24 protein-coding genes and 1 riboswitch are annotated in these 24,710 nt (G+C 72.7%); of the genes, 14 read left to right on the top strand and 10 right to left on the bottom strand.

The window, feature by feature from the left end; genetic code table 11:
* Positions 1 to 67: 67 nt before the first annotated feature.
* Genes hppD through AB0I89_RS02875 form a run of 6 tightly spaced genes read left to right on the top strand, consistent with a single transcriptional unit; the run spans position 68 to position 6,139 of the window.
* Positions 68 to 1,144, top strand: a complete 1,077-nt coding sequence (hppD, locus tag AB0I89_RS02900) for a 4-hydroxyphenylpyruvate dioxygenase (protein WP_357119072.1) — start codon at positions 68 to 70, stop codon at positions 1,142 to 1,144.
* Positions 1,141 to 2,052, top strand: a complete 912-nt coding sequence (locus AB0I89_RS02895; protein ID WP_357119069.1) for a phytanoyl-CoA dioxygenase family protein — start codon at positions 1,141 to 1,143, stop codon at positions 2,050 to 2,052. The genes hppD and AB0I89_RS02895 overlap by 4 nt, the downstream gene beginning before the upstream one ends.
* 2 nt (positions 2,053 to 2,054) lie before the next feature.
* Entirely contained in the window at positions 2,055 to 2,846 is a 792-nt protein-coding gene (locus AB0I89_RS02890) for a DUF3050 domain-containing protein (RefSeq protein WP_357119066.1), read from the top strand.
* On the top strand, positions 2,843 to 3,814 hold the full coding sequence (locus AB0I89_RS02885; RefSeq protein WP_357119063.1) for a thiamine pyrophosphate-dependent dehydrogenase E1 component subunit alpha: 972 nt from the start codon (positions 2,843 to 2,845) through the stop codon (positions 3,812 to 3,814). The genes AB0I89_RS02890 and AB0I89_RS02885 overlap by 4 nt, the downstream gene beginning before the upstream one ends.
* A gap of 1 nt (position 3,815) precedes the next feature.
* A complete protein-coding gene (locus AB0I89_RS02880; RefSeq protein ID WP_357119060.1) occupies positions 3,816 to 4,784 on the top strand; it encodes a transketolase C-terminal domain-containing protein in 969 nt (322 codons plus the stop codon).
* Positions 4,781 to 6,139, top strand: coding sequence for a hypothetical protein (locus AB0I89_RS02875; RefSeq protein ID WP_357119057.1), 1,359 nt, complete (start codon positions 4,781 to 4,783; stop codon positions 6,137 to 6,139). The genes AB0I89_RS02880 and AB0I89_RS02875 overlap by 4 nt, the downstream gene beginning before the upstream one ends.
* 71 nt (positions 6,140 to 6,210) lie before the next feature.
* On the opposite strand, the gene AB0I89_RS02870 is transcribed toward AB0I89_RS02875, so the two are convergent.
* Together AB0I89_RS02870 and AB0I89_RS02865 are read right to left on the bottom strand one after the other, a co-directional pair.
* The gene (locus AB0I89_RS02870) at positions 6,211 to 6,903 is read right to left on the bottom strand and encodes an SGNH/GDSL hydrolase family protein (RefSeq protein ID WP_357119054.1); all 693 of its coding nucleotides are present in this window, start codon (positions 6,901 to 6,903) and stop codon (positions 6,211 to 6,213) included.
* Between the two features lie 9 nt (positions 6,904 to 6,912).
* Positions 6,913 to 7,851, bottom strand: coding sequence for an exo-alpha-sialidase (locus AB0I89_RS02865; RefSeq protein ID WP_357119051.1), 939 nt, complete (start codon positions 7,849 to 7,851; stop codon positions 6,913 to 6,915).
* Positions 7,852 to 8,070: 219 nt separating this feature from the next.
* Here AB0I89_RS02865 and AB0I89_RS02860 point away from each other — a divergent pair, with 219 nt between their 5' ends.
* Positions 8,071 to 8,637, top strand: coding sequence for a hypothetical protein (locus tag AB0I89_RS02860; protein WP_357119048.1), 567 nt, complete (start codon positions 8,071 to 8,073; stop codon positions 8,635 to 8,637).
* A 3-nt stretch (positions 8,638 to 8,640) separates the two neighbouring features.
* Here AB0I89_RS02860 and AB0I89_RS02855 read toward each other — a convergent pair whose 3' ends face one another.
* From AB0I89_RS02855 to AB0I89_RS02845, 3 genes are read right to left on the bottom strand one after another with little or no spacing between them, the layout of a single operon-like run.
* Positions 8,641 to 9,534 carry an aminoglycoside phosphotransferase family protein gene (locus AB0I89_RS02855; RefSeq protein ID WP_357119045.1) on the bottom strand — a complete coding sequence of 298 codons (894 nt, stop codon included), beginning with the start codon at positions 9,532 to 9,534 and terminating at the stop codon, positions 8,641 to 8,643.
* Positions 9,535 to 9,583: 49 nt separating this feature from the next.
* The gene (locus tag AB0I89_RS02850) at positions 9,584 to 10,798 is read right to left on the bottom strand and encodes an MFS transporter (protein ID WP_357119042.1); all 1,215 of its coding nucleotides are present in this window, start codon (positions 10,796 to 10,798) and stop codon (positions 9,584 to 9,586) included.
* A complete protein-coding gene (locus AB0I89_RS02845; RefSeq protein ID WP_357119039.1) occupies positions 10,795 to 12,354 on the bottom strand; it encodes an AMP-binding protein in 1,560 nt (519 codons plus the stop codon). The genes AB0I89_RS02850 and AB0I89_RS02845 overlap by 4 nt, the downstream gene beginning before the upstream one ends.
* Before the next feature lie 286 nt (positions 12,355 to 12,640).
* Here AB0I89_RS02845 and AB0I89_RS02840 point away from each other — a divergent pair, with 286 nt between their 5' ends.
* The 6 genes from AB0I89_RS02840 to AB0I89_RS02815 all read left to right on the top strand — a co-directional run bounded on the left by AB0I89_RS02840 (position 12,641) and on the right by AB0I89_RS02815 (position 18,893).
* Positions 12,641 to 13,945, top strand: a complete 1,305-nt coding sequence (locus tag AB0I89_RS02840; RefSeq protein WP_357119036.1) for an SGNH/GDSL hydrolase family protein — start codon at positions 12,641 to 12,643, stop codon at positions 13,943 to 13,945.
* Between the two features lie 66 nt (positions 13,946 to 14,011).
* Positions 14,012 to 15,223 carry a cytochrome P450 gene (locus tag AB0I89_RS02835; RefSeq protein WP_357119033.1) on the top strand — a complete coding sequence of 404 codons (1,212 nt, stop codon included), beginning with the start codon at positions 14,012 to 14,014 and terminating at the stop codon, positions 15,221 to 15,223.
* Positions 15,224 to 15,232: 9 nt separating this feature from the next.
* Positions 15,233 to 16,219, top strand: a complete 987-nt coding sequence (locus AB0I89_RS02830; protein ID WP_357119030.1) for an alpha/beta hydrolase — start codon at positions 15,233 to 15,235, stop codon at positions 16,217 to 16,219.
* Positions 16,212 to 17,312: an alpha-hydroxy acid oxidase gene (locus tag AB0I89_RS02825; protein ID WP_357119027.1), complete on the top strand. Its 1,101-nt coding sequence runs from the start codon at positions 16,212 to 16,214 to the stop codon at positions 17,310 to 17,312. The genes AB0I89_RS02830 and AB0I89_RS02825 overlap by 8 nt, the downstream gene beginning before the upstream one ends.
* 4 nt (positions 17,313 to 17,316) lie before the next feature.
* Positions 17,317 to 18,633 (top strand): PLP-dependent aminotransferase family protein, encoded by a 1,317-nt coding sequence (locus AB0I89_RS02820; protein WP_357119024.1) that lies wholly within the window; start codon positions 17,317 to 17,319, stop codon positions 18,631 to 18,633.
* Positions 18,633 to 18,893 (top strand): hypothetical protein, encoded by a 261-nt coding sequence (locus AB0I89_RS02815; protein WP_007460594.1) that lies wholly within the window; start codon positions 18,633 to 18,635, stop codon positions 18,891 to 18,893. Before AB0I89_RS02820 ends, AB0I89_RS02815 begins: the two co-directional genes overlap by 1 nt.
* 196 nt (positions 18,894 to 19,089) lie before the next feature.
* Here the strand turns inward: AB0I89_RS02815 and AB0I89_RS02810 are convergent, their stop codons facing one another.
* A complete protein-coding gene (locus AB0I89_RS02810) occupies positions 19,090 to 20,526 on the bottom strand; it encodes a glycine hydroxymethyltransferase (RefSeq protein ID WP_357119020.1) in 1,437 nt (478 codons plus the stop codon).
* An 18-nt stretch (positions 20,527 to 20,544) separates the two neighbouring features.
* A riboswitch (ZMP/ZTP riboswitch) is annotated at positions 20,545 to 20,634 on the bottom strand.
* Positions 20,635 to 20,704: 70 nt separating this feature from the next.
* Between AB0I89_RS02810 and AB0I89_RS02805 the strand changes: the two genes are divergently transcribed.
* Positions 20,705 to 20,836: a hypothetical protein gene (locus tag AB0I89_RS02805; protein WP_357119017.1), complete on the top strand. Its 132-nt coding sequence runs from the start codon at positions 20,705 to 20,707 to the stop codon at positions 20,834 to 20,836.
* Positions 20,837 to 20,896: 60 nt separating this feature from the next.
* Here the strand turns inward: AB0I89_RS02805 and AB0I89_RS02800 are convergent, their stop codons facing one another.
* The 4 genes from AB0I89_RS02800 to AB0I89_RS02785 form a co-directional block, all read right to left on the bottom strand.
* On the bottom strand, positions 20,897 to 21,397 hold the full coding sequence (locus tag AB0I89_RS02800) for a hemerythrin domain-containing protein (protein ID WP_357119014.1): 501 nt from the start codon (positions 21,395 to 21,397) through the stop codon (positions 20,897 to 20,899).
* 93 nt (positions 21,398 to 21,490) lie between these two features.
* Positions 21,491 to 22,360, bottom strand: coding sequence for an NAD(P)H-hydrate dehydratase (locus AB0I89_RS02795; protein ID WP_357119011.1), 870 nt, complete (start codon positions 22,358 to 22,360; stop codon positions 21,491 to 21,493).
* Positions 22,344 to 23,075: a histidine phosphatase family protein gene (locus tag AB0I89_RS02790; RefSeq protein ID WP_357119480.1), complete on the bottom strand. Its 732-nt coding sequence runs from the start codon at positions 23,073 to 23,075 to the stop codon at positions 22,344 to 22,346. Before AB0I89_RS02790 ends, AB0I89_RS02795 begins: the two co-directional genes overlap by 17 nt.
* Positions 23,076 to 23,131: 56 nt before the next feature.
* Positions 23,132 to 24,691: a glycosyltransferase family 39 protein gene (locus AB0I89_RS02785; RefSeq protein WP_357119008.1), complete on the bottom strand. Its 1,560-nt coding sequence runs from the start codon at positions 24,689 to 24,691 to the stop codon at positions 23,132 to 23,134.
* Between the last annotated feature and the right edge of the window lie 19 nt (positions 24,692 to 24,710).

Below are 24,710 nucleotides of genomic sequence, written 5' to 3'. Positions count from 1 at the left end.
GCGCATCCCGGGCTGGGGGCGTCCGGACGGCAACACGGGCGAAGCATGGGGAAGGGCACGTGACGACATGGACATCCGTGGTATCGACCACATCGAACTCTACGTAGGCGACGCCCGACAGGCGGCGTTCTGGTTCAGCACCGCCGTCGGTTTCCAGCTCTGCGGGCAGGGCGGCCCGGAGACCGGGCTGACCGGGCAGCGCTCGCTGCTGCTCTGCCACGGCGACATCCGACTGCTGCTCACCTCGGGGCTGAGCGTCGACCATCCGGCGGCCCGGTACGTGCACCGGCACGGTGACGGCATCGCGGTCGTCGCCGTCGAGGTCGACGACGTCGTGGGCGCGTACGCCGAGCTGCTGGCCCGGGGTGCGACGGGCGTGACGCCACCGACCACCCGCACCGGCGCGGACGCCGAGGTGGTGACCGCCGAGGTGCAGGGCTTCGCCGACGTGCGGCACCGCCTGGTGCAGCGTCGGGGGAGTCGAAGCGAGTTCCTGCCCGGGGTGATCACGCCGACGCCGCCGGGGCCGGACGACGCCGAGGCGGTCCTCGCCGAGGTCGACCACCTGGCGGTGTGCGTGCCGCCCGGGGAACTCGACGGGACGGTCCGGCACTTCGAGGAGCTGTTCGGCTTCGCGCAGATCTTCGAGGAGCACGTCGAGGTCGCCGGCCAGGGGATGAACTCGAAGGTGGTGCAGAGCCCATCGGGCCGCGTCACCGTGGTCCTGCTGGAGCCGGACCGTACCCGCCGGCCTGGGCAGATCGACGCCTTCCTCGACCAGCATGCCGGTGGGGGCGTGCAGCACCTGGGGCTGCGCACCGACGACATCGTGGCGGCCGTGGAGTCCCTCGGACGGCGGGGGGTTCGCTTCGCCGGCACCCCCGGCGCCTACTACGACACCCTCCAGGCACGAGTGGGTCGGGTTGACGCTCCGCTGGACCGCCTGCGTGAGCTGGGGGTCCTGGTCGACTCCGACCACGGTGGACAGTTGTTGCAGATCTTCGCCGAGTCGATGCACGTGCGCCGCACGCTGTTCCTGGAGCTGATCGAGCGGCGGGGCGCGAGCGGCTTCGGCAGCGGCAACATCAAGGCGCTCTACGAGGCCAAGGAGCGGGAACTGGCCGCGCAGGGGGTGGGGGCGTGAGCGCGCTGACCGCCGCGGAGCAGGCGCTGCTGCCCTCCGACGAGGACGTGCGGCACTACGCCGAGCACGGCTGGTACCTGTCCAAGAAGATCTTCACCGATGACGAGGTGGAGGCGCTCGCCGCCGCCGCGCGGCGCTACTACGACGGCGAGCGGGATCGCCGGCTGCCGGTACGCCCACCGAAGCTCGCCTACTGGGAGCCGTCGAACGGGCCGGTACAGCGGCACAACGACTACGTCCACCATGAACACGACGGGCTCGGCGCGATCCTGCGCAAGCCGCTGCTCGGCGCGGTGGCCGCCCGCCTGGCCCAGGCCGACGAGATCCGTGTCTTCCAGTCCACCCTGATCCTCAAACCACCGATCGAGGGCGAGCCGAGCAACATCGTGCCCTGGCACTTCGACAAGCACTACTGGGCGTCCTCGTCGTCGGAGAAGATGCTCACCGCGTTCATCCCCCTGCACGACTGCGGGGAGGAGATGGGCACCATCACGATGGTCGACGGCTCGCACCTGTGGAAGGAGATCGGCGTCGACGACACCGTGGTGCGGCACTTCGCCGACCGGGACCGGAGCCAGCTCGAGGAGATGCTGGCCGAGAACGCCGCGCACAACGGCGCGGAGATCCGCAAGATCCCCATGGTGATCCCGAGGGGACACGTGAGCTTCCACCACTGCCGCACCTACCACGGCAGCGGCCCCAACGTCAGCGGTCGTCCCCGACAGGCGATCTCGCTGCACCTGCAGGACGGCGACAACGCCTGGCGGGAGTATCCCCTCTCGGACGGCACGCTCGCCGCGTACAACCACGACGTGCTGGTCCGCCGCACCCACGAGGGGCGGCCGGACTACGCGGACCCCGACTACTGCCCGGTCATCTGGCGCGACCGCGCCCAGCAGGGAGGTTGACAATGTCACGGTACGACTGGGGTAGGACGCACCCGGGCATCGAGCGGCTGGAGGCGGCGGTGACCGAGCGCCGCGACGCCGTGGTCAAGCACCCGCTCTACGCCAACCTGGACACCCACCAGGCGCTGGTCACCTTCATGGAGCACCACGTCTTCGCGGTCTGGGACTTCATGTCCCTGTTGAAGTCGTTGCAGCGGCAGCTGACCTGTGTGAGCGTGCCGTGGATCCCCACCGGCCCGACCGGCAGTCGCCGGCTCATCAACGACATCGTCATGGTCGAGGAGAGCGACGAACTGGGCGAGGGCTACCTCAGCCACTTCGAGCTGTACGTGCGGGGCATGGCCGAGGCCGGCGCGGACACCACCGCCGTGAACGCCCTCGTCGACCTGCTGCGCGCGGGCCGGCCGGTGACCGACGCGCTCGCCGAGGCGGGGGCGCCGGCCGCGTCCGCCCGGTTCGCCGCGACCACCTGGCAGATCATCGAGTCGACCCCGGTGCACTGCCAGGCGGCGGCGTTCGCGTTCGGCCGCGAGGACCTGATCCCCGACATGTTCACCCAGGTCGTCACCGTCAACGAACGCAGCAACCGGCTGCACACGTTCGTCGACTACCTGGAACGGCACATCGAGGTCGACGGCGAGCAGCACACGCCGATGGCCATGCAGATGCTCGCCGACCTGTGCGGCGACGACGACGCCAGGTGGCAGGAGTGCGCCGACACGGTCAACACCGCCCTCGCCGCCCGCGCCCGGCTCTGGGACGACATCCTCGCCGCCATCAAGGGCCTGGCGTGAGCGACGCCGATCCGGTCCGGCTCTACCGCACGGTCCGGCTGATCCGCCGGTTCGAGGAGCGGGCGGTGGAGCTGGTCCACGGCGGGCAGATCGCCGGCGGCATCCACCCGTACCTCGGTCAGGAGGGGATCGCCGCCGGCGTCTGCGCCGCGCTGGGCGTCGACGACGTGCTCGCCGGCACCCACCGCGGGCACGGGCACGTGCTGGCCCGGGGCGCGGACCCGGCGCGGATGCTCGCCGAGCTGTGCGGCCGGGTCACCGGCCTCAACGCCGGCCGGGGCGGCTCGATGCACGCCGCCGACCTGCGCATCGGCGTGCTCGGCGCGAACGCGATCGTCGGCGCGTCCGGGGCGATCATCACCGGCGCGGTCTGGGCCTGCCGACGGCAGGGCCGGGACACCGTCGGCGTGAGCTTCTTCGGCGACGGCGCGGTCAACGAGGGGATGCTGCTGGAGGCGTTCAACCTGGCCGCGCTCTGGCGGGTGCCCGTGCTGTTCGTCTGCGAGAACAACGGCTACGCCACCACCATGCCGGTCGGCGGCGCGGTCGCCGGCAGCATCGCCGGCCGCGCCGCCGCCTTCGGCATCCCGGCCGCCCAGGTCGACGGCCAGGACCCCGAGACGGTACGCGCCGCCGCGTCCGCCGCCGTCGCGCGGATGCGCGCCGGCGGTGGCCCGGAGCTGATCGAGGCCCGTACCTACCGCTTCGACGTCCACCACACCTTCGAACACGCGGTACGCCTCGACTACCGGCCGCCCGACGAGGTGACCCGGGGTCGGTCCCGGGACCCGGTGGACATCCAGGGCGCCCGGCTCACCGACGGCGACCGGGCAGCCGTGGACGCCGAGGTCGAGGCGACCCTCGACGAGGCGGTGCGGTTCGCCCTGGCCAGCGCGCACCCCGAGCCGGCCGACGCGCTCGCGTACCTGTACGCCAGCGGCCTGACCGTCCGCACCGGAGGTGGTTGAGGTGCCCCGACTGTCGTACCGGCGGGCGTTGACCCGGGCCCTCGCCGACGAGCTGGCCCGCGACGAGACGGTGTTCCTGCTCGGCGAGGACGTCCAGGTCGGCGCGTCGCTGGTGACGACCGGGCTCGCCAAGCGGTTCGGGACCGACCGGGTCCGCGACACACCGCTGTCCGAGCAGGCGTTCACCAGCTTCGCCACCGGGGCGGCGCTGGCCGGGCTCCGGCCGGTGATCGAGTTCCAGATCCCGTCGCTGCTGTTCCTCGTCTTCGAGCAGATCGTCAACCACGCGCACAAGTTCCCGCTGATGACCGGCGGGCAGTGCGCGGTGCCGGTCACCTACCTGGTGCCCGGTTCCGGGTCGCGCACCGGCTGGGCCGGGCAGCACTCCGACCACCCGTACAGCCTCTTCGCCCACGTCGGCGTGGTCACCGTCGTACCGTCCACCCCGGCCGACGCGTACGGCCTGTTGGTCACCGCGATCCGGCACGACGACCCGGTGGTCGTGTTCGCGCCGGCCGGCGCGATGGACGTCCGGGACGATGTCGCCGAGTTGGAACCGGCGCCGCTGGGGCGGGGCCGGGTGCACCGACCCGGCGACGACGTCACCGTGGTCGCGGTCGGGCACCTCGTGCACGACGCGCTCGCCGTCGCCGACGAGCTGGCCGACGAGGTGTCGGTGGAGGTCTTCGACCCGCGCACCCTCTATCCGTTCGACATCGACGGCGTCTGTGAGTCGGTGACGCGTACCGGCCGCCTCGTCGTCATCGACGACGCCAACCGCTCCTGCGGCTTCGCCGCCGAGGTCATCGCCTCGGTCGTCGAGCGGGTACGGCTGCTCGCCCCACCGCGCCGGGTGACCCGACCCGACGGCGCGGTGCTGCCGTTCGCCCCCGCCCTGGACCGGGCCGTGCAGCCCGGTCGGGAGCAGCTCGCCACCGCCATCCACCTGACCATGAAGGACGGCTCATGATCGACCCGAACTATCCCTGGCCGTCGGCTGACGGAGCGTGGACGGACCTGCCCGAGCCGGCCCGCCGGGCCATGGTGGCCACCGGCGCAGCCGCCTGGGAGCGCGTCTTTCACGGCCGGGCCACCTACAACAAGCAGTGGCGGCTGGCCCGCCCCCCGGTGCTGGCCGCCGACACCTGGCGGGAGCTGAACGACGTCTGCGACCGGCTGGCCCAACTGATCCTGGAAGCCTGCCGCCGCCGGGTGGACACCGCCGGCGAGCTGCGCCGGCTGCTCGGCGTTCCGGCGGGGGAGACCCGCCTGCTGGACGAGTCGGAGCCGCTGACCGAGGCGCTGCTGGCCGCGTACCGGCCGGATGTGATCTTCACCGACGGTGTGCCGAAGTTCGTGGAGTACAACATCGACAGCAGCCTCGGGGGAGGGTTCGACGCCGACACCGTCATCCAACGGTTCGCGCAGCTCTACACCGAGCACGGGCTCCTCGACGGCCTGCCGCTCCGGGCCGCGCCGTCCCTGCTGGACCAGCGGTTCGTGGCGATCCGCGACGAACTCGACCTGCCCGAGGGCGCCCGGCTGGCCCTGTTGATGGACTTCGACGCCGACTACCCGGGCCTGGACGATCCGGAGACGTTCATCCGGATCCTCAGCCCGCTCGCCGTCCGGGCCCGGGACTTCGGCCTCGACCTGGTCATCGCGCCCCTGTCCAGCGCCACCCTGGACGCCGACGACCGCCTGGTCGTGGACGGCGCGCCGGTCGACGCGCTGTTCCGGCTGTTCGTGCCCAACCGGGTCACCCCGACCGCCGGTCTGGACGCGGTGGCCGGCGCGCTGGCCGCCGGCACCCTGCCGATGTACGTGTCGTCGGCGGCCTGGCTGCTCGGCAACAAGACCACCTTCGCCTGGCTGTGGGAGGACGTCGACACCCTGCCCGCCGACGACCGGACGCTGATCCGCCGGCACGTGCCGTACACGGTGCCGTTGACCGTCGCGGTGCTCGACCGGGCGATCGCCGAGCAGGCCTCGCTGGTGGCGAAGCCGGCGGACGGCTCGGCTGGGCACGGCGTGCTGATCGGCCCCGAGCTGAGCCCGTCGGACTGGGTCGAGGGTCTGCGGGCGGCCGTCGACCGGGGCGGGGCGATCCTGCAGCAGTACCTGCCGGCCGACCGGGTGCCGATGGACTTCGTGCAGATCGAGACCGGTGAGACGGTCACGGCCGACGTCCCGTACAGCCTGGCCCCGTACCTGTTCGGCCGAACGGCCTCCGGCGGCCTGGCGCGGGTCGGCTACCCCGGTGGCGACGGCATCCTCAACCTGGCCCACGGAGTCCTCCTAACCGGAATCCTCCTGTACAACTAACCCGGTCCTTTCTGCGTCGATCATGAAGTTGTTGCCTCGACATGCCGAGGACGGCGGCAATAACTTCATGATCAACGAGGTCGGGGTGAGCCTCGGAGGTGGCGGGACAGGGCACGGAGGGTTTCGGCCGTCGCTATCGCGTCGCTGCGGCCGCTGCCGTGGCGGCCATCGGTGCTGTAGAGGGTCGCGTCGGCCGTGAGCGGATGGTCGGTGAGGTGTACGTGGATTGTTCCGAGGTGTTCGGCCAACCGTCCCGTGTGGGCGGAGAGGCGGCGCGTCCGCTCGCCTAGGCCGGCCCGCATGTGTTCGGGGACGGCCGGGCTGTGCGACACGTCGAACATGCCAATCGTGATCACGTCCGCGCCCACGTCCCGCAACGCCTCGATTATCGCGGTCAGCTCGACGTCGACCGCGTCCGCGTCGTACGCCGGATGGAAGGCGTCGTTGCCGCCGCAGACCAGCAGCGCCAGGTCCGGTTCGGCGACGAGCGCGGGAGCGAGCTGGGTGGCCCGTACCTGGTGTGCGCGCAGACCGCGCCGGCCCAGATTCACGTACGCCAGCTCGGGGCGTACGGCCCTCAGCTCGGCGGCGAGCCGGTCGACCCACTGCACGTCCGGGTAGCCCGGTGTCGGCTCGCACATGCCCTCCACGACGCTGTCGCCGAGTGCCACGAACCGTCGCCACGGGTGGTCGTGCAGCAGTTCGGCGGCCTCGCCGGGACGCAGGCAGTACGGGTCCGTCGATTCGCTCGGCGTCGATGGCATGCCGGCACGCTAGCCGACCACCGCCTCCTCGGCCAGGCTCACCTCGGCCAGGTACACGCAGGTTCGCTCCTCGTGCGAGGAGTAGTAGCTGACCCACAGCCGGTCGTCGTGCCACACCAGACCGGGGTAGCTGGTGTCGCCGCCGGAGGGCAACGCGACCAGCTCGGTCAGCTCACCGCGCTCCTCGTCGACGGCGCAGATCGCGGTGCGGACGTCGCCGTCGAGCAGGCGTACGCCGGCGATCAGCCGCCCGTCGGGCAGCCGCCGCAACGAAGGGCCGCCGACCCGGACGCCAAGGTCGGTCCAGGTCCACTCGCGGTACGGCGGGTGCGCCCGACCGAGCCGCGCGGTGGCGTCGTCGCCGTCGCGGCGTAGCAGACAGTGCGCGGTGCCGTCCGGGGCGAAGGCCAACCCGGACTCGTTGGGGTAGCCACCCTCGAACAGCGTCGGCACCCACGGCCGCAGGTCGAGCCCGTCGACGCTGCGGTAGAGCCGGGCGAACCTCGGCCCCCGGGTGGCGTAACCCACGCCGTACATGGCGTCGTCGTGCCAGGCGGCCTGCCACACCCACACGTCCGGCTCACCGACCGGCGTGGCCTCACCCCAGGCGTGGCCGTCGTCGGACATCCAGGACAGTGTGGTGAACGTCCCGGTCCGGGTCGCGGCCAGCAGTTGCAGCCGCCCGTCGGGGCGTGCCACGAACCGTGGGTCGCGCAGGTCGCCGGCCGCCCGGATGACGGAAGCGGACCTCCACGCCCGCGCGTCCATAGAGGTCAACACCCGGATCACGCCGTCGTCGGAGAGGTGGCCGTCGGCCTCGCGGAACGCGCAGAACCACGTACCGGCATGCCGGACGAGGTCGGTGAACGCGCTGTGCGGCGCGCTGTCGCCGATCCGGTGTACGGCGACGACCTCGGCGCTGGTGCGACGGGTGGATGACGACGTCATGCGCGACGGGCCTCCTGGCGCTGGTGGGCGGAACGTCCCGGTGACGACGGACGACGCTAGCCGCCGCCGTCGACGCCCGGACGGCCGTGCGGCGAACGCAGGACGAACGATGGCGTGTCGGAAAGGCGTCGTTGGCGGCGGCGTCGGCGCGCTGGGCCGGGGCCGGTGGCGGCGGCCGGTCACGATGACGGTGGGACGCGGCGGTCGGGAGGTGGCAGCGTGCTCACATCGTTGCTGCAGCAACTGGCCAGCAAAATCGTCGAGGAGATCCTCAAGAGGGTCGTCGAGTGGCTCGCGCCGAAGGCGCTGGGGTCGGTGCCGCACGCCGCCTCGCCGAACTGCCCGCGCTGCGGCGGGTACGGGGTGGCCCGCTGGACGCCCGGCGGGGTGTGGCCGCTCTTCGTGCCGTCCCTGCTCACCTTCACCTGGGGCTTCGCCGGTCTGCTGCTCGGCGTGCCGGTGCTGCTGTTGACGGTGGTCGGCGCGGTGGTGTCCGGCGCGGTGATGCCGGCCCTGGTGGTCCTGCTGGGACTGCCGGTCGTCGCCACCGTCATGCTCCTGGGCGCGTTCGGGCTGGCCCACTACCACAGCTACCCGCCGAAGCGTTGCCACCGCTGCCACGGGAGCTGGCCCCGGCGGACGCGCGAGGAGTACCTGCGGTCGGCCCAGCCGGTGTTCGCCTGCGCCTGCGGTCAACGGCTGCGGGTGCCCCGGACCGTCGCGTCGCGGCTGCGCTGCCCGCGCTGCCACGCCGAACACGCCACCCCGGCGGCGGCCGGCCGCTGACGCTCAGGGGCGCTCGGCGAGCAGTTCGTCGATCACGCGGCGGGAACCGGCGGGGTCGGGACCGTCCAGGGTGATCAACGCCTTCCACAGGGCCCAGCCGCGCCCGCGCGCCCAGGTGCCCGCGTCGACGTCGAGCGCGTCGCGGAAGGCGGCCCGGCTGTCGCCGTGCAGCAGGGTCCAGGCGATCACCGTGTCGCAGGCGGGATCGCCGACGCCGCAGCAGCCGAAGTCGATGACGGCGGCGAGCCGGCCGTCGCGGACCAGCAGATTGGCGTACGCGACGTCGCCGTGGAACCACACCGGCGGGCCCGACCAGGTGGCATCGAGCGCGTCCTGCCAGATGGCGGTGACCGGGTCGACGTCGAGCCGGTCGCGGTGTGTCTCGATCGCCGCCCGGGTCTCGGCGTCGTAGGTGGACAGCGGTCCTCCCCGCCAGAAGCTGTGCGGGCCGGCCGCGGGGCCGTCGGCGGCGTCGACGGCGCGCAGGGCCCGCAGGAAGGCGGCGAGGTCCGTCGCGAACCGGGTCAGGTCGTCGATCCGCTCGGGGCGCGCGGTGTGCCCGTCGATCCAGCGGTACACCGACCAGGGGTACGGGTAGCCCGCTCCCGGCCGGCCCTGGGCCAGCGGCACGGGGATCTCCAACGGGAGGGCTGCGCCGAGCATCGGCAGCCATCGCTGTTCCTTGGCGACCTGAGCTACATACCCCTCGTCGCTGGGCAGCCGCACGGTCATCTCGTCGCCCAGGCGGAAGGTGCGGTTGTCCCAGCCGCCGACCTCGACGGGGCGTACGGGCAGGTCGGCCCAGCACGGGAACTGCTCGGCGACCAGGTGCCGTGCCAACGCGACGTCGATCAGTGGGGCGGCCGGCTCGTCGGTGTGCGGTGCGGGTGCGCTCATCCGCCCGAGCCTGCGGGCGCCGATCCCCGTGCGCAACCCAGTTTCGCGGTCAGGACGTGGTGACCGGGGTGGGCCGCGACGGTGTGGTCGTCCGGGCCAGTAGGGGCAGCGCGGTGACCGACAGGCAGGCCGCCGCCATCAGCAGCAGCGCCGGGGTGAGGCCGAACGCGTCCACCGACCAGCCACCGAGGAGCGCGCCGACCGGCAGGCCGACGAAGGCCAGCGAACCGGCGATGCCGAGCACCCGGGTCTGCAGGTCCGGTGGCACCCGCTCGTACAGCGCCACCCCGAGCAGCGGGTTGACCGCCGCGATGCCGATCCCGGACAGGAAGGTCACCACGAGGACGACCGGCAGTTCGTCGCTGATCGCCAGGGCGACCAGTCGGGGTGTGCCGGCGACCGTCGCCCCGATCAGGAACGTCAGCCGGCCGGGCAGCCGGGGCCCGAGCGCGGTGAACGCCACGTTGCCCAGCAGCGCGCCCGCCGAGAAGGCCGCGAGCACGAGCCCGAGCCCGCTCGGACCGTGTAGTTCGCGGGCGACCCAGAACGGGATGTAGACGGCCACGCTCGCGTTGGCCACCATGTTCAGCGCCGAGACGACCACCAGCATGCCCAGCAGCGGCCGGTCCCGACCGAGGTAGCCGAAGCCGTCCCGCAGCGCGCGGAGGTAGCCCACCGGCGCGGCGGGCGTCGCCGGGGCGGCCGGCGGGCGAACCAGGAGGCCGATGAGCAGCGCGCAGATCGCGAAGCTGGCCGCGTCGATGAGGATCGCCTGGGTCACCCCGAACGCGGCGATCAGCACACCGCCCACGGCCGCGCCGAACAGCGTCACCACCCGGCTCAACCCGTCGTACGCCGAGGTGAGGCGGATCAGGGGCACCCCGGCGGCCTCGGCGACCGGCCGGAACATGACGTGCTTGACCCGGTCGCCGATGCCGCGCAGCGCCCCGGCAACCGCGACCAGCGCCACCAGGGGAGCGAAGCCCAGCCACGGGGTGAGCGCGACGACGACCATCGCCAGGGCGCTGCCGGCGTCGCAGAGGATCGACGTCCGGCGCAGGCCGATCCGGTCCGCCCAGGGCGTGCCGAGGGCACTGGACAACAGGTACGGAAGTGTCTCGGCGAACGCGACCAGACCCATCTTCGTCGGGCTGCCGGTGGTGACCAGCACCAGCCAGGGGATGGTCACCACCGAGATGCGGGTGCCCAGGTTGGAGATCAGGTCCGCGCCGACCAGGACGACCAACTGCCGGCGGGGGGTCACGCCCCGACCGCCGCCGCCCGCCGCGCGGCGTACTCGGCGCGCAACGCCCGCTTGTCCACCTTGACCGACCGGTTCACCGGTAACCGGTCGACGAACTGCACCCCGACCGGCGCCCACATCTCGTTCAGGTCGGCGGCCACCAGGTCGATCAACTCCGTCGCCGTGACCGTCGCGCCCGGCGCGGGCACCACGTACGCGTACGGCGCCTCGCCGACCTCGTCGTCCGGCACGCCGATCACGGCGGCCGCCCGCACCTGCGGGTGCCCCGCCAGCACGTCCTCGATGGGGCGGCAGAAGATGGCCCAGTTCCGCCGGTGCGTCACGATCATGTCGTGCGCCCGGTCGACCAGGTAGAGGTAGCCGTCCTCGTCGAGGTGGCCGATGTCGCGGGTGCGCACCCAGCCGTCGACGAGCGTCTGCGCGGTCAGCTCGGGCTGCCCGTGGTACCCGGCGAAGCTCAGCCGGCTCCGCACCCACACCTCGCCGTCCTGGCCCGGCGGCAACACCACGCCGTCGTCGTCGCGGATCTCGATCCGCACGTCGCCGTAGGGACGCCCGCAGGAGCGCAGCCGCTCCGGGTGCTCCGGGTCGTCGGTCAGGCCGGGCAGCGCGGTGATCACGACGGCCTCGCTGAGGCCGTACACGATGCGCAGCACCGGGCCGAACCGCGCGATGGCCTGGCGCAGCCGGGCGGGCGCGGCGGGCCCGGCGCCCACGTTGAACATGAACATGGCCGAGAAGTCGGCGTCCACCAGCGTCGGATGGTCCAGCAGCTCGTAGAGCATCGGCGGGGTCACGAAGGTGGAGTTGATCCGCTCCCGTTGCACGGTCGCCACGAACGCCGTCGGGTCCCAGTCGTCGCGCAGGAACAGCACGCCGCCGGTGAACAGGTTGAACAGGGTGGTGATCTGGCCGCTGGCCAACCACATGGGCGAGTGCGACAGGTGCCGCAGCAGCGGGAAGCCGGCGGCGCGGAAGTCGGCCGCGAGGGTGAGGATCTGGGCGTAGAAGCTCTCGGTGTGGTGCACCAGCTTCGGGGCGCCGGTGGTGCCGCTGGTCTGGAGGAACGACTCCGGCGCGGGGACCTCCGTCGTCGGTGGCACGGAACCGCCCGGGTCGGCGGTGAGGTCCGGGCCCGCACCGCCGGGGCCCAGGCAGCACACCGGTACGCCGGGCAGCGCGGCGGCCAGCTCCGGCCCCAGGCTGGCCGGGTCGCGGGCGTCGTAGACCAGGGCGTCGGGGCGGGCCAGCCGGACGAACTCGTCGACCTCCCGGCGGGCGGTGACCGGGGCGACCCACATCGTCCGGCACCCGAGCAGGTGCAGCGCGAGCTGGAGCAGCGGCCCCTCCACGGCGTTGGCCATGGTCACCAGCACCGCCGCGCCCGGCCGTACGCCGTGCCCGGTCAGCGTCGCGGCCATCGCGCGTACCCGCGCGGCGGCCTCGGTGTAGGTCAGGCGGCGGCCACCGCCGACCAGCGCCTCCCGATCGCCGAAGTCGGCGAACAGGTCCAGCGCCCGGTCCACATAGGTCGCGTGCCCGGGTCCGTCAGTCATCCGGCAAACCCCCATCGCAGGAGAGCGGCGGTCTCCGGGTCGGTTTCCCGGTGACGTCGCGGGCGGTGGGCGCGCGTTCGGCGACCGCACCGCCGCCGCCTGCGAGCCTAGGCCGACGGAGACGTGCCGGGACCGGGCCGACGGGCGAAACCGCAGGCCCGGCGGACATTTGATCGCGTCGATCAGTTGATTGACGCCCGTCATCGGCGGCGGCTAGGTTTCTGGACCATCGTCCAGGCGGGAGCCGTCAGCGGACGGCCCTGGGCTGCCACACGATGGAGGTTCCATGTCGACCCCGAAGAGATGGCATGTCGTCACCGCCCTCGCGGCGCTACTGGTCACCGGAACACCCGCCGTCGTCGCCATCGCCGGCGGATCCTCCACCGTCGCCGATCGCCCGGACCGGGGCGAGTGGGCGGGCAGTTGGGCCGCGGCGGTCACCCGGGGCAACTCGGTCGGCCTGACCAACACCGGTCTGAACGACCAGAGCGTCCGGATGGTCGTGCACGTCTCGGTGGGCGGTCCGGCGCTGCGTGTACGACTGAGCAACCTCTACGGCGAACAGTCCGTTCGGGTGGGTCGCGCCACCGTCGCCCGACCGAATACCGCCACCGTCGACGACGTCTCCGACATCGACCCGGCCTCGCTGCGCCCGCTGACCTTCACCGGCGCCGCCTCGGCGACCATGAACCGGGGCGCCGAGCTGCTCAGCGACCCGCTGACCTTCGCCGTCGCCGACGACAGCGACCTGGTGATCACCCTGCACTTCCCGACGCCGACCGGGCCGACCACCTTCCACGGGCAGTCCCAGCAGACCAACTTCATCGGCGCCGGTGACCTGACCGGGGCGGCCGACGGAGCCGGTTTCACCATCCGGCCCACCTGTTGCTGGTTCTTCCTGTCCGGCGTCGACGTGCAGCGCAAGGGCACCCCCGGGGCGCTGGTCGTGCTCGGCGACTCCATCGGGGACAGCAACGGCAGCACCGTCAACGCCAACCGCCGCTGGCCCGACCTGCTCGCCGACCGGCTGCTCGCCGACCGGCCCGACCGTCGCACCCCGGGCGTGCTCAACCTGAGCCTGGCCGGCAACCGCCTCAACCACGAGGGCACCGAGCCGGGCGCGGGCGACTACCCCGGCTACTTCCAGCTCGGCCCGAACGCGGCGGCCCGCCTCAACGAGGACGTCTTCGCCCAGACCGGGGTGCGGACCGTCGTCACCCACCTCGGCATCAACGACATCTGGATGTCCAACGACTCGTCCGAGGCGATCATCGCCACCCTGCGGCAGATCAACCAGCAGCTCCAGCAGCGCGGCCTGACCAGCCTGGTGGCCACGCTGACGCCGTACGAGGGGCACGGCGCGCCAGGTGTGTGGACGCCGGAGAAGGAGGCCACCCGGCAGGCCGTGAACGCGTACCTGCGCGGCAGCCGGGAGTTCGACGGACTGCTCGACTTCGACCGGGTGCTGCGTGACCCGGCCAAGCCCAGCCAACTGCTGCCCGCGTACGACTCGGGTGACCACATCCACCCGAACGACGCCGGCAACAAGGCGATGGCCGACGCCGTGCCGATACGGCTGCTCGGTCTGTGACACCGCCGGGGGCGGCGGGCCACCCCGCCGCCCCCGGAGCACCGACATCCTGGGGAGGAGTACGTCGTGACGGTGCAGGACCTGCTCACCGGCCTCTACAGCGAAGAGGGCCGCCAAAATCCGTACCCGTGGTACGCCCGCCTGCACCGGCTCGGGCCGGTCAGCGCGGTGCCGCCGCGCGCCGAGCACCGCACCGTGGCGGCGGTGGCGGTCGGCTACGACCTGATCGACGCGATGCTGCGCGATCCACGGTGGACCAAACAGCCACCGCCGGGCTGGGAGGAGCACGAGATCCTGCGCACCTTCCAGACGTCGATGATGTTTATCAATCCGCCCGACCACACCCGGATGCGGCACGTCTTCTCGCGTACGTTCACGCCCCGTCGTCTCGGCGCGTTGGAGCCGGTGATCCTGCGCGTCGTCGACGAGCTGCTGGACCGGATGGCCGACGCCGGCGACAGTGTCGTCGACTTCGTGGCCGACTTCGCGTACCCGATTCCGGCGCTGGTCATGGCCGAGTTCATCGGCATCCCGGCGGGGGAGTTGACCTGGTACCGGGATCGGGTGGAGCGTATCGACGAGTTCCTGGACGTGGCCGGCAAGACCCCGCAGCGGCTGGCCGCCGCGAACACCGCAGCGCAGGAGCTGCGGGCGTTCTACCGGGAGCTGCTGGCGCACCGCCGCCGTACGCCCGGCGAGGACCTGATCAGCGCTCTGGTCGAGGCGGTCGGTTCGGGCGAGGTGGAGCTGACCGAGGAGGAGCTGATCAGCAACCTGATCGTGCTGTTCAACGCCAGCTTCGTCACCACCGTCTACATGTTCAGCAACGGCCTGCCGCTGCTGCTGGCCCACCCGGGGGCGGTCACCGCGCTGCCCACCGACGAGGCCCTCGCCGCCGGGTGCGTCGACGAGGTGCTGCGCCTGCAGAGCCCGGTGCACTTCCTCGCCCGGGCCGCGCCCGAGGACACCGTGCTGGCCGGCGTGCCGGTCGCCGAGGGGGACAACGTGCTCATCATCATCGGCGCGGCCAACCGGGACCCGGCGCGGTTCCCCGACCCGGACGTCTTCAACCCGACCCGCGCCGGACCGCCGTCACTGGCCTTCGGGGTGGGCCTGCACTTCTGCCTCGGCGCGGCGGTGTCCCGGCTGGAGGGACGCCTCGCGCTGCCCCGCCTGTTCGCCCGGTTCCCCCGGCTCGCGGTCACCGAGACCCCGACGTACAGCGGCAGCCTCTTCCTGCGCGGCATCGACAAGCTGCTGGTCAGCACCGGCGGATAGGAGATCAGCATGGCCCTGCACCCGGAGGTGGCGGCCTACCGCGCCGCCCGCGCCGCGGCGGGCACGCCGCCGCTGTACACGCAGACCCTCGCCGAGGCGCGCGCCGCGGACCTGGCCGCGATCCGCGCCGGCGGCGGCGCGGTCGAGCAGGTCGCCGAGGTACGCGACGAGCACATTCCCGGTCCGGGTGGTGACCTGCCCATCCGGGTGTACCGGCCGGCCGGGTCGGGTCCGCTGCCCACCCTGCTGTACTTCTTCGGCGGCGGCTGGACCCTCGGCAGCATCGACACCGCCGACGGGATCTGCCGTCGGCTGGCCAACGCGGTGCCCTGTCAGGTGGTGACCGTCGGCTACCGGCTCGCCCCGGAGCACCCCTTCCCGGCCGCCGTGCACGACTGCCACGCCGCGACCGTCTGGATCGCCGAGAACGCCGACCGGTTCGGTGTGGACCCGACGCGGCTGGCGGTGGGCGGGGACAGCGCCGGCGGGAACCTCGCCGCCGCCGTGACCCTGCTCTGCCGCACGGACGGGCCCGCGCTGGCCGCGCAACTGCTCGTCTACCCGAACACCGACATCGGCGGCGAGGCGTCCGGCCCGGTCGGCGACGACCCGACCCTGTTCAACCGTCACTCGGTGGCCTGGTACCGGACGCACTACCTCACCGACGCGGAGCAGGCGCGGGACCCGCTGGCGTCGCCGCTGCGCGCCGACGACCTGTCCGGCCTGCCGGCGGCCCTGGTGATCACCGCCGAGCTGGACCCGCTGTGCGCCGAGGGGCAGCGCTACGCCGAGCGGTTGGACGCCGCCGGCGTGACCGTCCGTGCCGACCACTACCCGGGCATGATCCACGGGTTCTTCGCCATGCCCGGGGTGTTCACCGACGGCCGGCGCGCGCAGGACAGCGCCGCGGCGTTCCTGCGGGACCGGTTCGGTGTGTCGTCGAATCGGGAGGCGGCGCCGGCCCAGCCGGAGGGCACGGGGGTACGCGGTGGTTGAGCGGGTGCTGGCCGACCGGCCGGTGACGTTCGCCGACTACCAGGAACAGGCTCGGGCGGTGCTGGCCCCGGACGTGTGGGACTACGTCGCTGGCGGCGGCGCGGCCGAGGTGACCCTGGCCGCCAACCGCACCGCGCTGGACCGGGTCGCCGTGCTGCCCCGGGTGCTGCGCGGCAGGGATGCGGTGGACACCGGCGTACGGCTGCTCGGTGAGCCGTACGCGCTGCCGGTCGGGGTGGCGCCGATGGCCTACCAGCGGCTCGTACACCCGGACGGCGAGGCAGGCCTCGCGACGGCGGCCGGCGCGGCCGGCGTGCCGTTCGTGGCGAGCACGCTGAGCAGCACGCCGATCGAACAGATCACCGCGACCGGCGCCCACGTCTGGTTCCAGCTCTACTGGCTGCGGGACCGGGCCCTGGTCCGCGACCTGCTGGACCGGATCGTGGCAGCGGGCTGCCGTGCCCTGGTCGTCACCGTGGACGTCCCGGTGCTCGGCCGACGCCCCCGCGACCTGCGCAACGCGTTCCGGCTGCCGCCGGACGTGGTCGCCGCGAACCTGCCGTACGGCAGGGACACGCTCGCCCACGCGGGCGTCCCCGGCGTCTCGGCGATCGCCGCGCACACCGACGCGTCGTTCGAGGCGGCCCTGCGCTGGGCGGATCTGGCCTGGCTGCGCGAGCACGTCGACCTGCCGCTGGTCGTCAAGGGGGTGCTGGACCCCCGTGACGCGGTCGAGGCGGTACGGATCGGGGCGGACGCGGTGGTGGTGTCGAACCATGGAGGCCGGCAGTTGGACGGCGCCCCGGCCAGCGTCACCATGCTGCCGGAGGTCGTCGACGCGGTCGGCGACGGTGCTCAGGTGCTGCTGGACAGCGGCATCCGGGGCGGCACCGACGTGCTGCGGGCGCTGGCGCTGGGCGCGGCGGGCGTCCTGGTCGGCCGGCCGCTGCTCTGGGCGCTGGCCGTCGGGGGGCGGCGCGGCGCGCAGGACGCGTTGGCGCTGCTCGCCGCCGAGGTGCGGGACGCGCTCACCCTCGCCGGCTGCGCCGACCCGGCGGCGGCGGCCGGGCTACGGACCCTCCGGACGGGCTGAGCCGGTGGACGCCACCGAACCGGCCGACCTCACCGTCGCCGATCTGCACCCCGCGCTCGGGGACCCGGCGCTGACCTCGATGAACTTCCTCAACGAGGTGTCCGAACGGTATCCGGCGGCGGTGTCGCTCGCGGCCGGCCGCCCGTACGAGGAGTTCCTCGACGTCGCCGCGGTGCACCGGCACCTGGACACGTTCCACCGGCACCTCGTCGACGAGCGGGGGCACTCGCCCGAGCAGGCACGCCGGTTGCTGATGCAGTACGGCCGGACCAAGGGCATCGTGCACCACCTGGTCGCCCGGAACCTCGCCCTCGACGAGGGGATCACGGTCGACCCGGAGACCGTGGTGGTGACCGTCGGGTGTCAGGAGGCCATGTTCCTGGTGCTGCGGGCGTTGCGGACCGGCCCGACGGACGTGCTGCTGGCGGTCGCGCCGACCTATGTCGGGCTGACCGGGGCGGCCCGGCTGGTGGACCTGCCGGTGTGGCCGGTCGCCGGTGGACCGTCCGGGGTGGACCTGGGCGACCTGCGGGCCCAGGCCCGCCGCGCCCGCCAGGCGGGCCTACGGCCCCGCGCCTGCTACGTGATGCCGGACTTCGCCAACCCGTCCGGGACCAGCATCGACGTCGCCGACCGGCAGCGGCTGCTGGCGCTGGCCGCCGAGGAGGACCTACTGCTGCTGGAGGACAACCCGTACGGGCTGTTCGCCGTCGCCGACGGGCCGCGTCCGCCCACGCTGAAGGCGCTGGACACCGACCGGCGGGTGGTCTACCTCGGCTCCTTCGCCAAGACGGTGCTGCCCGGGGCCCGGGTCGGTTACGTGGTCGCCGATCAGCGGGTGGCCGGACCGGACGGCCGCGTCGGGCCGCTCGCCGACCAACTCGCCATGATCAAGAGCATGGTCACCGTGAACACCTCACCGCTCGCGCAGGCGGTGATCGGTGGGCGGCTGTTGGAGCACGGGTGCAGCCTGGTGCCCGCGAACACCCGGGAGCGGGCCGCGTACGCCCGCAACCTGCGCCACCTGGTGGCCGGCCTGGCCCGGCGTTTCGCGGACCGGCCGGAGGTGCGCTGGACGGTGCCGGCCGGCGGGTTCTTCGTGGTGGTGACCGTGCCGTTCGTCGTCGACGACGCGTTGCTGGACATCTCGGGGCGGGACTACGGCGTGCTGTGGACGCCGATGGCGCACTTCTACGACGACACCGCGCCGGTGCGCGCGCTGCGGCTGTCGGTCAGCGCGGTGACGCCGGAGCAGATCGACGTCGGGTTGGACCGACTCGCCGCCCTCGTCACCGACGAGCTCCTGCGTGGACGGTCATAATGGGCCGCATGGTTGCCTGGGAGTACGCCCTGCTCGTTCGTCGCTATCAGGGACAGGGTCGCAATTTCACCGTCTCGTTCGTCTGGTACGGCCCGGACGGGTCCCGTAAGGACATCACCGCCTACGGCGACACGGCCATCGCGCACCTCAACCGCGCCGGCCGCGAGGGCTGGGAGCTGGTCTCAGCGGCCGAGGACGTCAACAACGTCCAGGGCAGCACCGAAGTCCACCGCTACCACCTAAAACGCCCCCTGAACTAACCCCCACCCTCGCCCCGCGCCCCCCCGCCCCGCCCCGCCCCGCCCCGCCCCGCGCCCCGGCCCCCGTCCCCGTCCCCGTCGATCATGAAGTTGTGGTGGTGGACAAAGGTCGCCACTCGCCCTGATTCGGGCACCAGGACTCCATGATCGACGCGGTCGTCCGCGGCGGGGGTGGGGGTGGGGGGTGGGGAGGCCGTCAGGTTAGGTCTACGGCGGGGTAGAGGGGGTGGGGGGCCAGCAGGTCGGCGGCCTGGCGGGAGATCTTGTCGGCCAGGTCGGCGTCGAGCGTGTACTTCGCCTTGGACGGGGTGCCGTCGGCGTTCGCGCCGGCCGTGGTCTGGGTCAGCACGGTGTGGATCAGCTCCGCCGTCTGGTCCATCTCGGCGGTGCCCAGCCCGCGCGTGGTCAGCGCCGGGGTGCCGATCCGGATGCCGGACGTGTACCAGGCGCCGTTCGGGTCCTGCGGGACCGAGTTGCGGTTGGTGACGATGCCCGAGTCGAGCAGGGCCTGCTCGGCCTGCCGGCCGGTGAGCCCGTAGCCGGACACGTCGATCAGCACCAGGTGGTTGTCGGTGCCACCGGTGACGAGCTTCGCGCCCCGACGCAGCAGCCCGTCGGCGAGGGCCTGCGAGTTGTCCACGATCCGCTGGGCGTAGTCGGCGAAGTCGGGGCGGCGGGCCTCGGCCAGGGCGACGGCCTTGGCGGCCATCACGTGCGGCAGCGGGCCGCCGAGCACCATCGGGCAGCCCCGGTCCACCTGGTCGGCCAGCTCCGGCTGGCAGAGCACCATGCCGCCGCGCGGGCCGCGCAGCGACTTGTGGGTGGTGGTGGTGACGATGTGCGCGTGCGGCACCGGGTCGAAGTCGCCGGTGAACACCTTGCCGGCCACCAGGCCCGCGAAGTGCGCCATGTCGACCATGAAGGTCGCGCCGACCGAGTCGGCGATCTCCCGCAGGATCCGGAAGTTCACCTTCCGGGGGTACGCCGAGTAGCCGCCGACCAGGATCAGCGGCTTGAACTCGCGGGCGGCCTCGGCCACCCGGTCGTAGTCGATCAGCCCGGTGGCCGGGTCGGTGCCGTAGCTGCGCTGGTCGAACATCTTGCCGGAGATGTTCGGCCGAAAACCGTGGGTGAGGTGGCCGCCGGCGTCCAGGGACATGCCGAGCATCCGCTGGTTGCCCAGCTCGCGGCGCAGCTCGAACCAGTCCGCCTCGGTGAGGTCGTTGACCTGGCGTACCTGGGCCTTCTTCAGGGCGGGGGACTCCACCCGGTCGGCGAGCACCGCCCAGAAGGCGACCAGGTTGGCATCGATGCCCGAGTGCGGCTGCACGTACGCGTGCGCGGCCCCGAACAGCTCCCGGGCGTGCTCGGCGGCGAGCGCCTCGACGGTGTCGACGTTCTGGCAGCCGGCGTAGAAGCGGCGGCCGACGGTGCCCTCGGCGTACTTGTCGCTGAACCAGTTGCCCATCGCCAGCAGCGTCGCCGGGGAGGCGTAGTTCTCGCTGGCGATGAGCTTGAGCGACTCCCGCTGGTCGGTCAGCTCGGCGCCGATGGCGTCGGCCACCCGCGGCTCGACAGCCCGGATCACCTCGAGGGCGCTCCGGAATGCGGTGGACTCGGCGTTGCGCGACATGCGACCTCCTACGAATGTGCGGAAGGCCCAGGCGCACGGCAAACGTCCTCGTGACGGGGCCGCTCCCCGATGGTTCTCCATCCCAACGCGCCAGTAACGGCCCGCGCCGATCCTACCGGGCCGGCGCCGGCCGACCCGGCCGACCCGGCCGACCTCCCGACGCGAGTACGCCGAGGTGATGAGGGGTGACCAGGCCGTCACGGCGGGTTCACTGATCAGCAAGGTGCAGTCGGCCGCCGGGAAGATCATCCCGGACCAGCGCAGGTCCGAGCGGCACCGCCGGACGGCCGAGCCGGGCTCGGGCGACTGAGCCAACGAACCGACGAGGGGCCCGGCGATGTGCCGGGCCCCTCGGTGCGAACGCCTCGCCTCAGGCGGTCACCGCGTCGCGCGCCTTCTTGATCGCCTTCGGCTGGGTGGGGGTACGCGGCGCGTCCGCGCGCAGCGCGATCATCTTCTCGCCGATCTCCTGGAGCTGCTTACGGCCCAACGCCTCGCGGACCTTGGGGAACCACTCCTCCTCTTCCTCCTCGACGTGGTGCGTGACGTTCTCGATCAGCACCGTCGTCTTGGCGGTGAAGCGCTCGTCCTTGGCGTCCATGCTGGCCAGTTCCAGGCAGAGCAGGTCGGCCACGTGGTGCTCCTCGTACGACTCGAGGATGTCGTCCTCCAGGTCGGGCAGGAGCCGGCGGACCTCCGGGTACATCACCTCGTTCTCCAGGTAGGTGTGCACCGTCAGGGCCTCCAGGATCTGGTCCACCAGCTTCTGCCGCTGGCTCGCCGGTCCCTCCTCGGCGTCCTGGAAGGCCTTGAACAGACGGCGCATCTCCTTGTGGTCCTCTTTGAGCAGGACGATGGCATCGGTCGACACCGGTGTGCCCCCTTGTTCGGTAGCTCGGCTGGTGTCGATCCGGTACCCCGAGCCGGAGTGACGAAACAGGCGAACCCGGCTCACCTCGCCTGGTCAGACGGTGGCCAGGGTGCGCGGGATCTCGTCGAGCAGTTCCCGGGCCAGAAAACCGATCCGGCCGTACCGGGGAATCAGCCGCTGGCCGCTCACGGCGTGCGCGAACGCACCCCAGCACGCGGCCTGCGCCGGGTCGGCGCCCCGGGACAGGAGCCCGGCGAGCAGGCCGGCGAGCACGTCCCCGCTGCCGGACGTGCCGAGGCCGGCGTCGCCGCTCTCCTCCCGCCATCCGCGCCCGTCCGGGGCGGCCACGTGACCGTAGAGCGAGACCACCGCGTCGTACCGTTGCGCCAACTCGGCGGCCTCGGCGCTCAGGTCGTCACCCGGGTCCCGACCCAGCAGGTGGCCGGCCTCGGTGACGTTGGGGGTGAGCACCACCGGGCGGCCGGAGCCGACCAGCAGCTTCGGCTCGTGGCTGAGCGCGCCCAATGCGTACGCGTCCAGGACCAGCGGGGTGTCCGGACCGGCCGCCTCCAGGACGAGGTCCAGCAGTCGGGAGGTCTCGTCGATGCCGGTCAACCCCGGACCCAGGGCCACCACGTCGGCCGCGCCGGCCAACTCACCGAGCTGGCCGGCCCGGTCGGCGGCCACCGTGCCGTCGGGCGTCTCCGGCAGCCCCACCACCAGCGCCTCGGGCACCTGGATGCTCAGCGTGGCGGCGGTCGACTCGGCGAGGGCGAGCTGGAGCACCCCGGCGCCGGCGCGCAGCGCGGCCACTCCGGCGAGCAGGACCGCCCCGGGGGTGAAGCGGGAGCCACCGATCACCAGCACGGTGCCCCGGCTCTCCTTGCCCCCGGTCGGCACCGGCAGCGCCCAGTCCCGCAGCAGCGCCGGCGTGATCACCTTTACCTCAGACCGGTTCGGCATGGATCTCGTCCTCCCTGGTCGCCTCGGCGCCCTGCCGGTGCAGGTGGCCGACCTCGTTGAAACCGCCCAGCCGCAGGCGGCCCTGTTCGTCGGCCGACCAGTCGGTGACCGAGCAGTTCGCGATCACGTGTTCGCGGGTCAACGCCATCAGCTCCGGCTCGGTCAATCCCTCGATGAGGTAGCGCAGCAGGAAGACCAGCGCGTCGTGGCCGAACAGCAGCACCTGCTGGCCCTCGTGGTCGCGGCGCAGGTCACCGAGGAGCGTCCGCAGACGCAGCGCCACATCGGTCCAGGCCTCACCGCCGGGCGGTCGGTAGTAGAACTTGCCCAGCCGTTCACGGCGCTTCGCCTCGTCGGGAAACCGCCGGCGCACCCCGTGCCCGGTCAGGCCGTCCAGGATGCCCAGCTCCCGGTCGCGCAGCCGCTCGTCGCGGCTCACCGGAATCCCGGTGCCGTGCAGCGCCAGCTTGGCCGTGGAGACCGCCCGCAGGTACGGCGACACCACCGCGACGTCGGGTCGCCGGTCCTCGGGCAGCCCCGCGAGCCAGCGGCCGGTCGCCCGCGCCTGCTCCTCGCCGGTGTCCGAGAGCGGTACGTCGGCGTCGCGGTGGCTCAGGGCGATCACGTCCGCGCCGGTCTCCTCGGCCCGGGTGGCCGCCACGTTCGCGGTGCTCTCCCCGTGCCGGATGATCCAGAGCGTCGACAGTTCCGCCATGCCGACCCCGGTACCCGGGCGCGGCACGGGGTAACCGTGCCGCGCCGGGCGTCGACTCAGCCGCGCTGTTGCAGCAGGGCCACGGTCATCCCGGTCACGTGGTCGACCCGGACCACCTCGTAGCGCTCGGTGAGCACGGCGGACTGCTTCTTTGGCAGGCTGGCCAGCGGCGTGTCGGTGACCGCCGGCAGCAGCACCCACAGTCGCGGCTCGTCGTGCAGACAGCGGGCGGGGTTGGTGCAGGCCGCGTTGAAGAGTTCATTGCGTTGGGCTGCGGAACGCTGCTCGAAGACGTTGCGCAGCTTCACGTCCTTGGGAAGGTAGTACCGAACCCCGTCCTCGGCCGCCCACCACCAGGCGCCACCGGCCACCAGCCCGTCGCCGGGTTGGTAACCGGACTCGACCACCCGCGCCGCCTCGGAGTACCCGAACGGCGCGAACGCCCGCTTCTGCGGATAGGTGTACCAGCTGTGCGAGTACTCGGCGCGCAGTGCGAGCTGGCCGGGCACGCTCAGGCCGGCGAGCACCACCAGACCCACCACGACCAGCGGGACGCGGCGCAACGCGGCGACGCCCGCGCCGGCGAGCACCGCCCAGGCCGGCAGGACGAAGAGCAGGTACTTGGAGAAGAAGTAGTTGATGTCGCCGGTGGAGGCCAGCAGGACAACCGGCAGCGGCACGGCGGCGATGAGCGCGAACATGACGGTCCGAGCGGCGGTGCCGCGGCGCAGGTGGGTCAGCACACCGACCACGGCCAGCGCGGTGACGGCGAAGGCCAGCAACACCGAGCCGAGGACCTGTTCCCAGACCGTCCAGGGCGCGCTGTCCGGGATCCAGCTGATCTGCCGGCCCGCCTGCTTCATGCCGCGCAGGATCACCGGGGCGGCGATGCCCACGCCGGCCAACGCGGCGAGCCCGAACCAGACCACCGACCACCAACGACGCTCCCGCCAGCAGTGGATCAGCACGGCCAGGCCGTGCCCGATCAGCAGGGTGAGCCCCACCACATTCACCAGGCCGATACCGGCCACGGCGAGCGTGTAGGGCGCCCACCGCAGCCACCCCGGCCGCTCCAAGGCCCGGAGCAGGAACAGCGTGGCCGCGGCGGCGGCGAGGACGACGAAGGCGTACGACCGGGTCTCCTGCCCGAAACGGGTGACCGTGGGCACGAGGGCGAAGGTGAACCCGCCGGCGATCCCGGCTGTCTGGCCGAAGATCCGTCGCCCGGCCAGCGCCACGCACGCGGTGGCCAGGATCATGGCCAGCGCCGACGGCACCCGCACGCTGGTCGGCCCGCTGCCGAAGACGGTTGCCCAGCCGTGCATGAACAGGTAGTACGCGCCGTGCACGGCGTCGACGTTCTTCAGCATGCTCAGGATCTGGCTGGTGGAGCGGTTCGCCAGGTCGATGCTGACCAGCTCGTCCTGCCACATCTCCGGGCTGCCGAGTCGCCAGCCGACCGCGAGGGCCGCGAATGCCGTCGGCCAGAACCAGACACTGAGCGCCAGCCGGCGGGCGAACGGAAGTCGCCGGCGGGCCGGCTCGGCGGCCGGCGGGGGCGAGCCCACGTCGTTCTGCGCCTGAGGCGCATCCGTGATGACGGCACGGTCTGGCATCTGCGTCCAATCCGGGGGC

Origin of the sequence: Micromonospora sp. NPDC049801, from assembly GCF_040656575.1 — a bacterium.
Classification (GTDB): domain Bacteria; phylum Actinomycetota; class Actinomycetes; order Mycobacteriales; family Micromonosporaceae; genus Micromonospora.
Note: the sequence above shows the minus strand (reverse complement) of the source record. Positions and strands in the feature narration are given on the sequence as shown.

Coding starts and splice junctions, on each gene's coding strand:
- AB0I89_RS02845 (WP_357119039.1), bottom strand. CDS start 12,354: ATGACTGACGGACCCGGGCACGCGACCTATGTGGACCGGGCGCTGGAC.
- AB0I89_RS02865 (WP_357119051.1), bottom strand. CDS start 7,851: ATGACGTCGTCATCCACCCGTCGCACCAGCGCCGAGGTCGTCGCCGTA.
- AB0I89_RS02810 (WP_357119020.1), bottom strand. CDS start 20,526: ATGTCGCGCAACGCCGAGTCCACCGCATTCCGGAGCGCCCTCGAGGTG.
- AB0I89_RS02795 (WP_357119011.1), bottom strand. CDS start 22,360: ATGCCGAACCGGTCTGAGGTAAAGGTGATCACGCCGGCGCTGCTGCGG.
- AB0I89_RS02890 (WP_357119066.1), top strand. CDS start 2,055: ATGTCACGGTACGACTGGGGTAGGACGCACCCGGGCATCGAGCGGCTG.
- hppD (WP_357119072.1), top strand. CDS start 68: ATGGACATCCGTGGTATCGACCACATCGAACTCTACGTAGGCGACGCC.
- AB0I89_RS02830 (WP_357119030.1), top strand. CDS start 15,233: ATGGCCCTGCACCCGGAGGTGGCGGCCTACCGCGCCGCCCGCGCCGCG.
- AB0I89_RS02790 (WP_357119480.1), bottom strand. CDS start 23,075: ATGGCGGAACTGTCGACGCTCTGGATCATCCGGCACGGGGAGAGCACC.
- AB0I89_RS02840 (WP_357119036.1), top strand. CDS start 12,641: ATGTCGACCCCGAAGAGATGGCATGTCGTCACCGCCCTCGCGGCGCTA.
- AB0I89_RS02805 (WP_357119017.1), top strand. CDS start 20,705: ATGAGGGGTGACCAGGCCGTCACGGCGGGTTCACTGATCAGCAAGGTG.
- AB0I89_RS02870 (WP_357119054.1), bottom strand. CDS start 6,903: ATGCCATCGACGCCGAGCGAATCGACGGACCCGTACTGCCTGCGTCCC.
- AB0I89_RS02815 (WP_007460594.1), top strand. CDS start 18,633: ATGGGCCGCATGGTTGCCTGGGAGTACGCCCTGCTCGTTCGTCGCTAT.
- AB0I89_RS02855 (WP_357119045.1), bottom strand. CDS start 9,534: ATGAGCGCACCCGCACCGCACACCGACGAGCCGGCCGCCCCACTGATC.
- AB0I89_RS02875 (WP_357119057.1), top strand. CDS start 4,781: ATGATCGACCCGAACTATCCCTGGCCGTCGGCTGACGGAGCGTGGACG.
- AB0I89_RS02785 (WP_357119008.1), bottom strand. CDS start 24,691: ATGCCAGACCGTGCCGTCATCACGGATGCGCCTCAGGCGCAGAACGAC.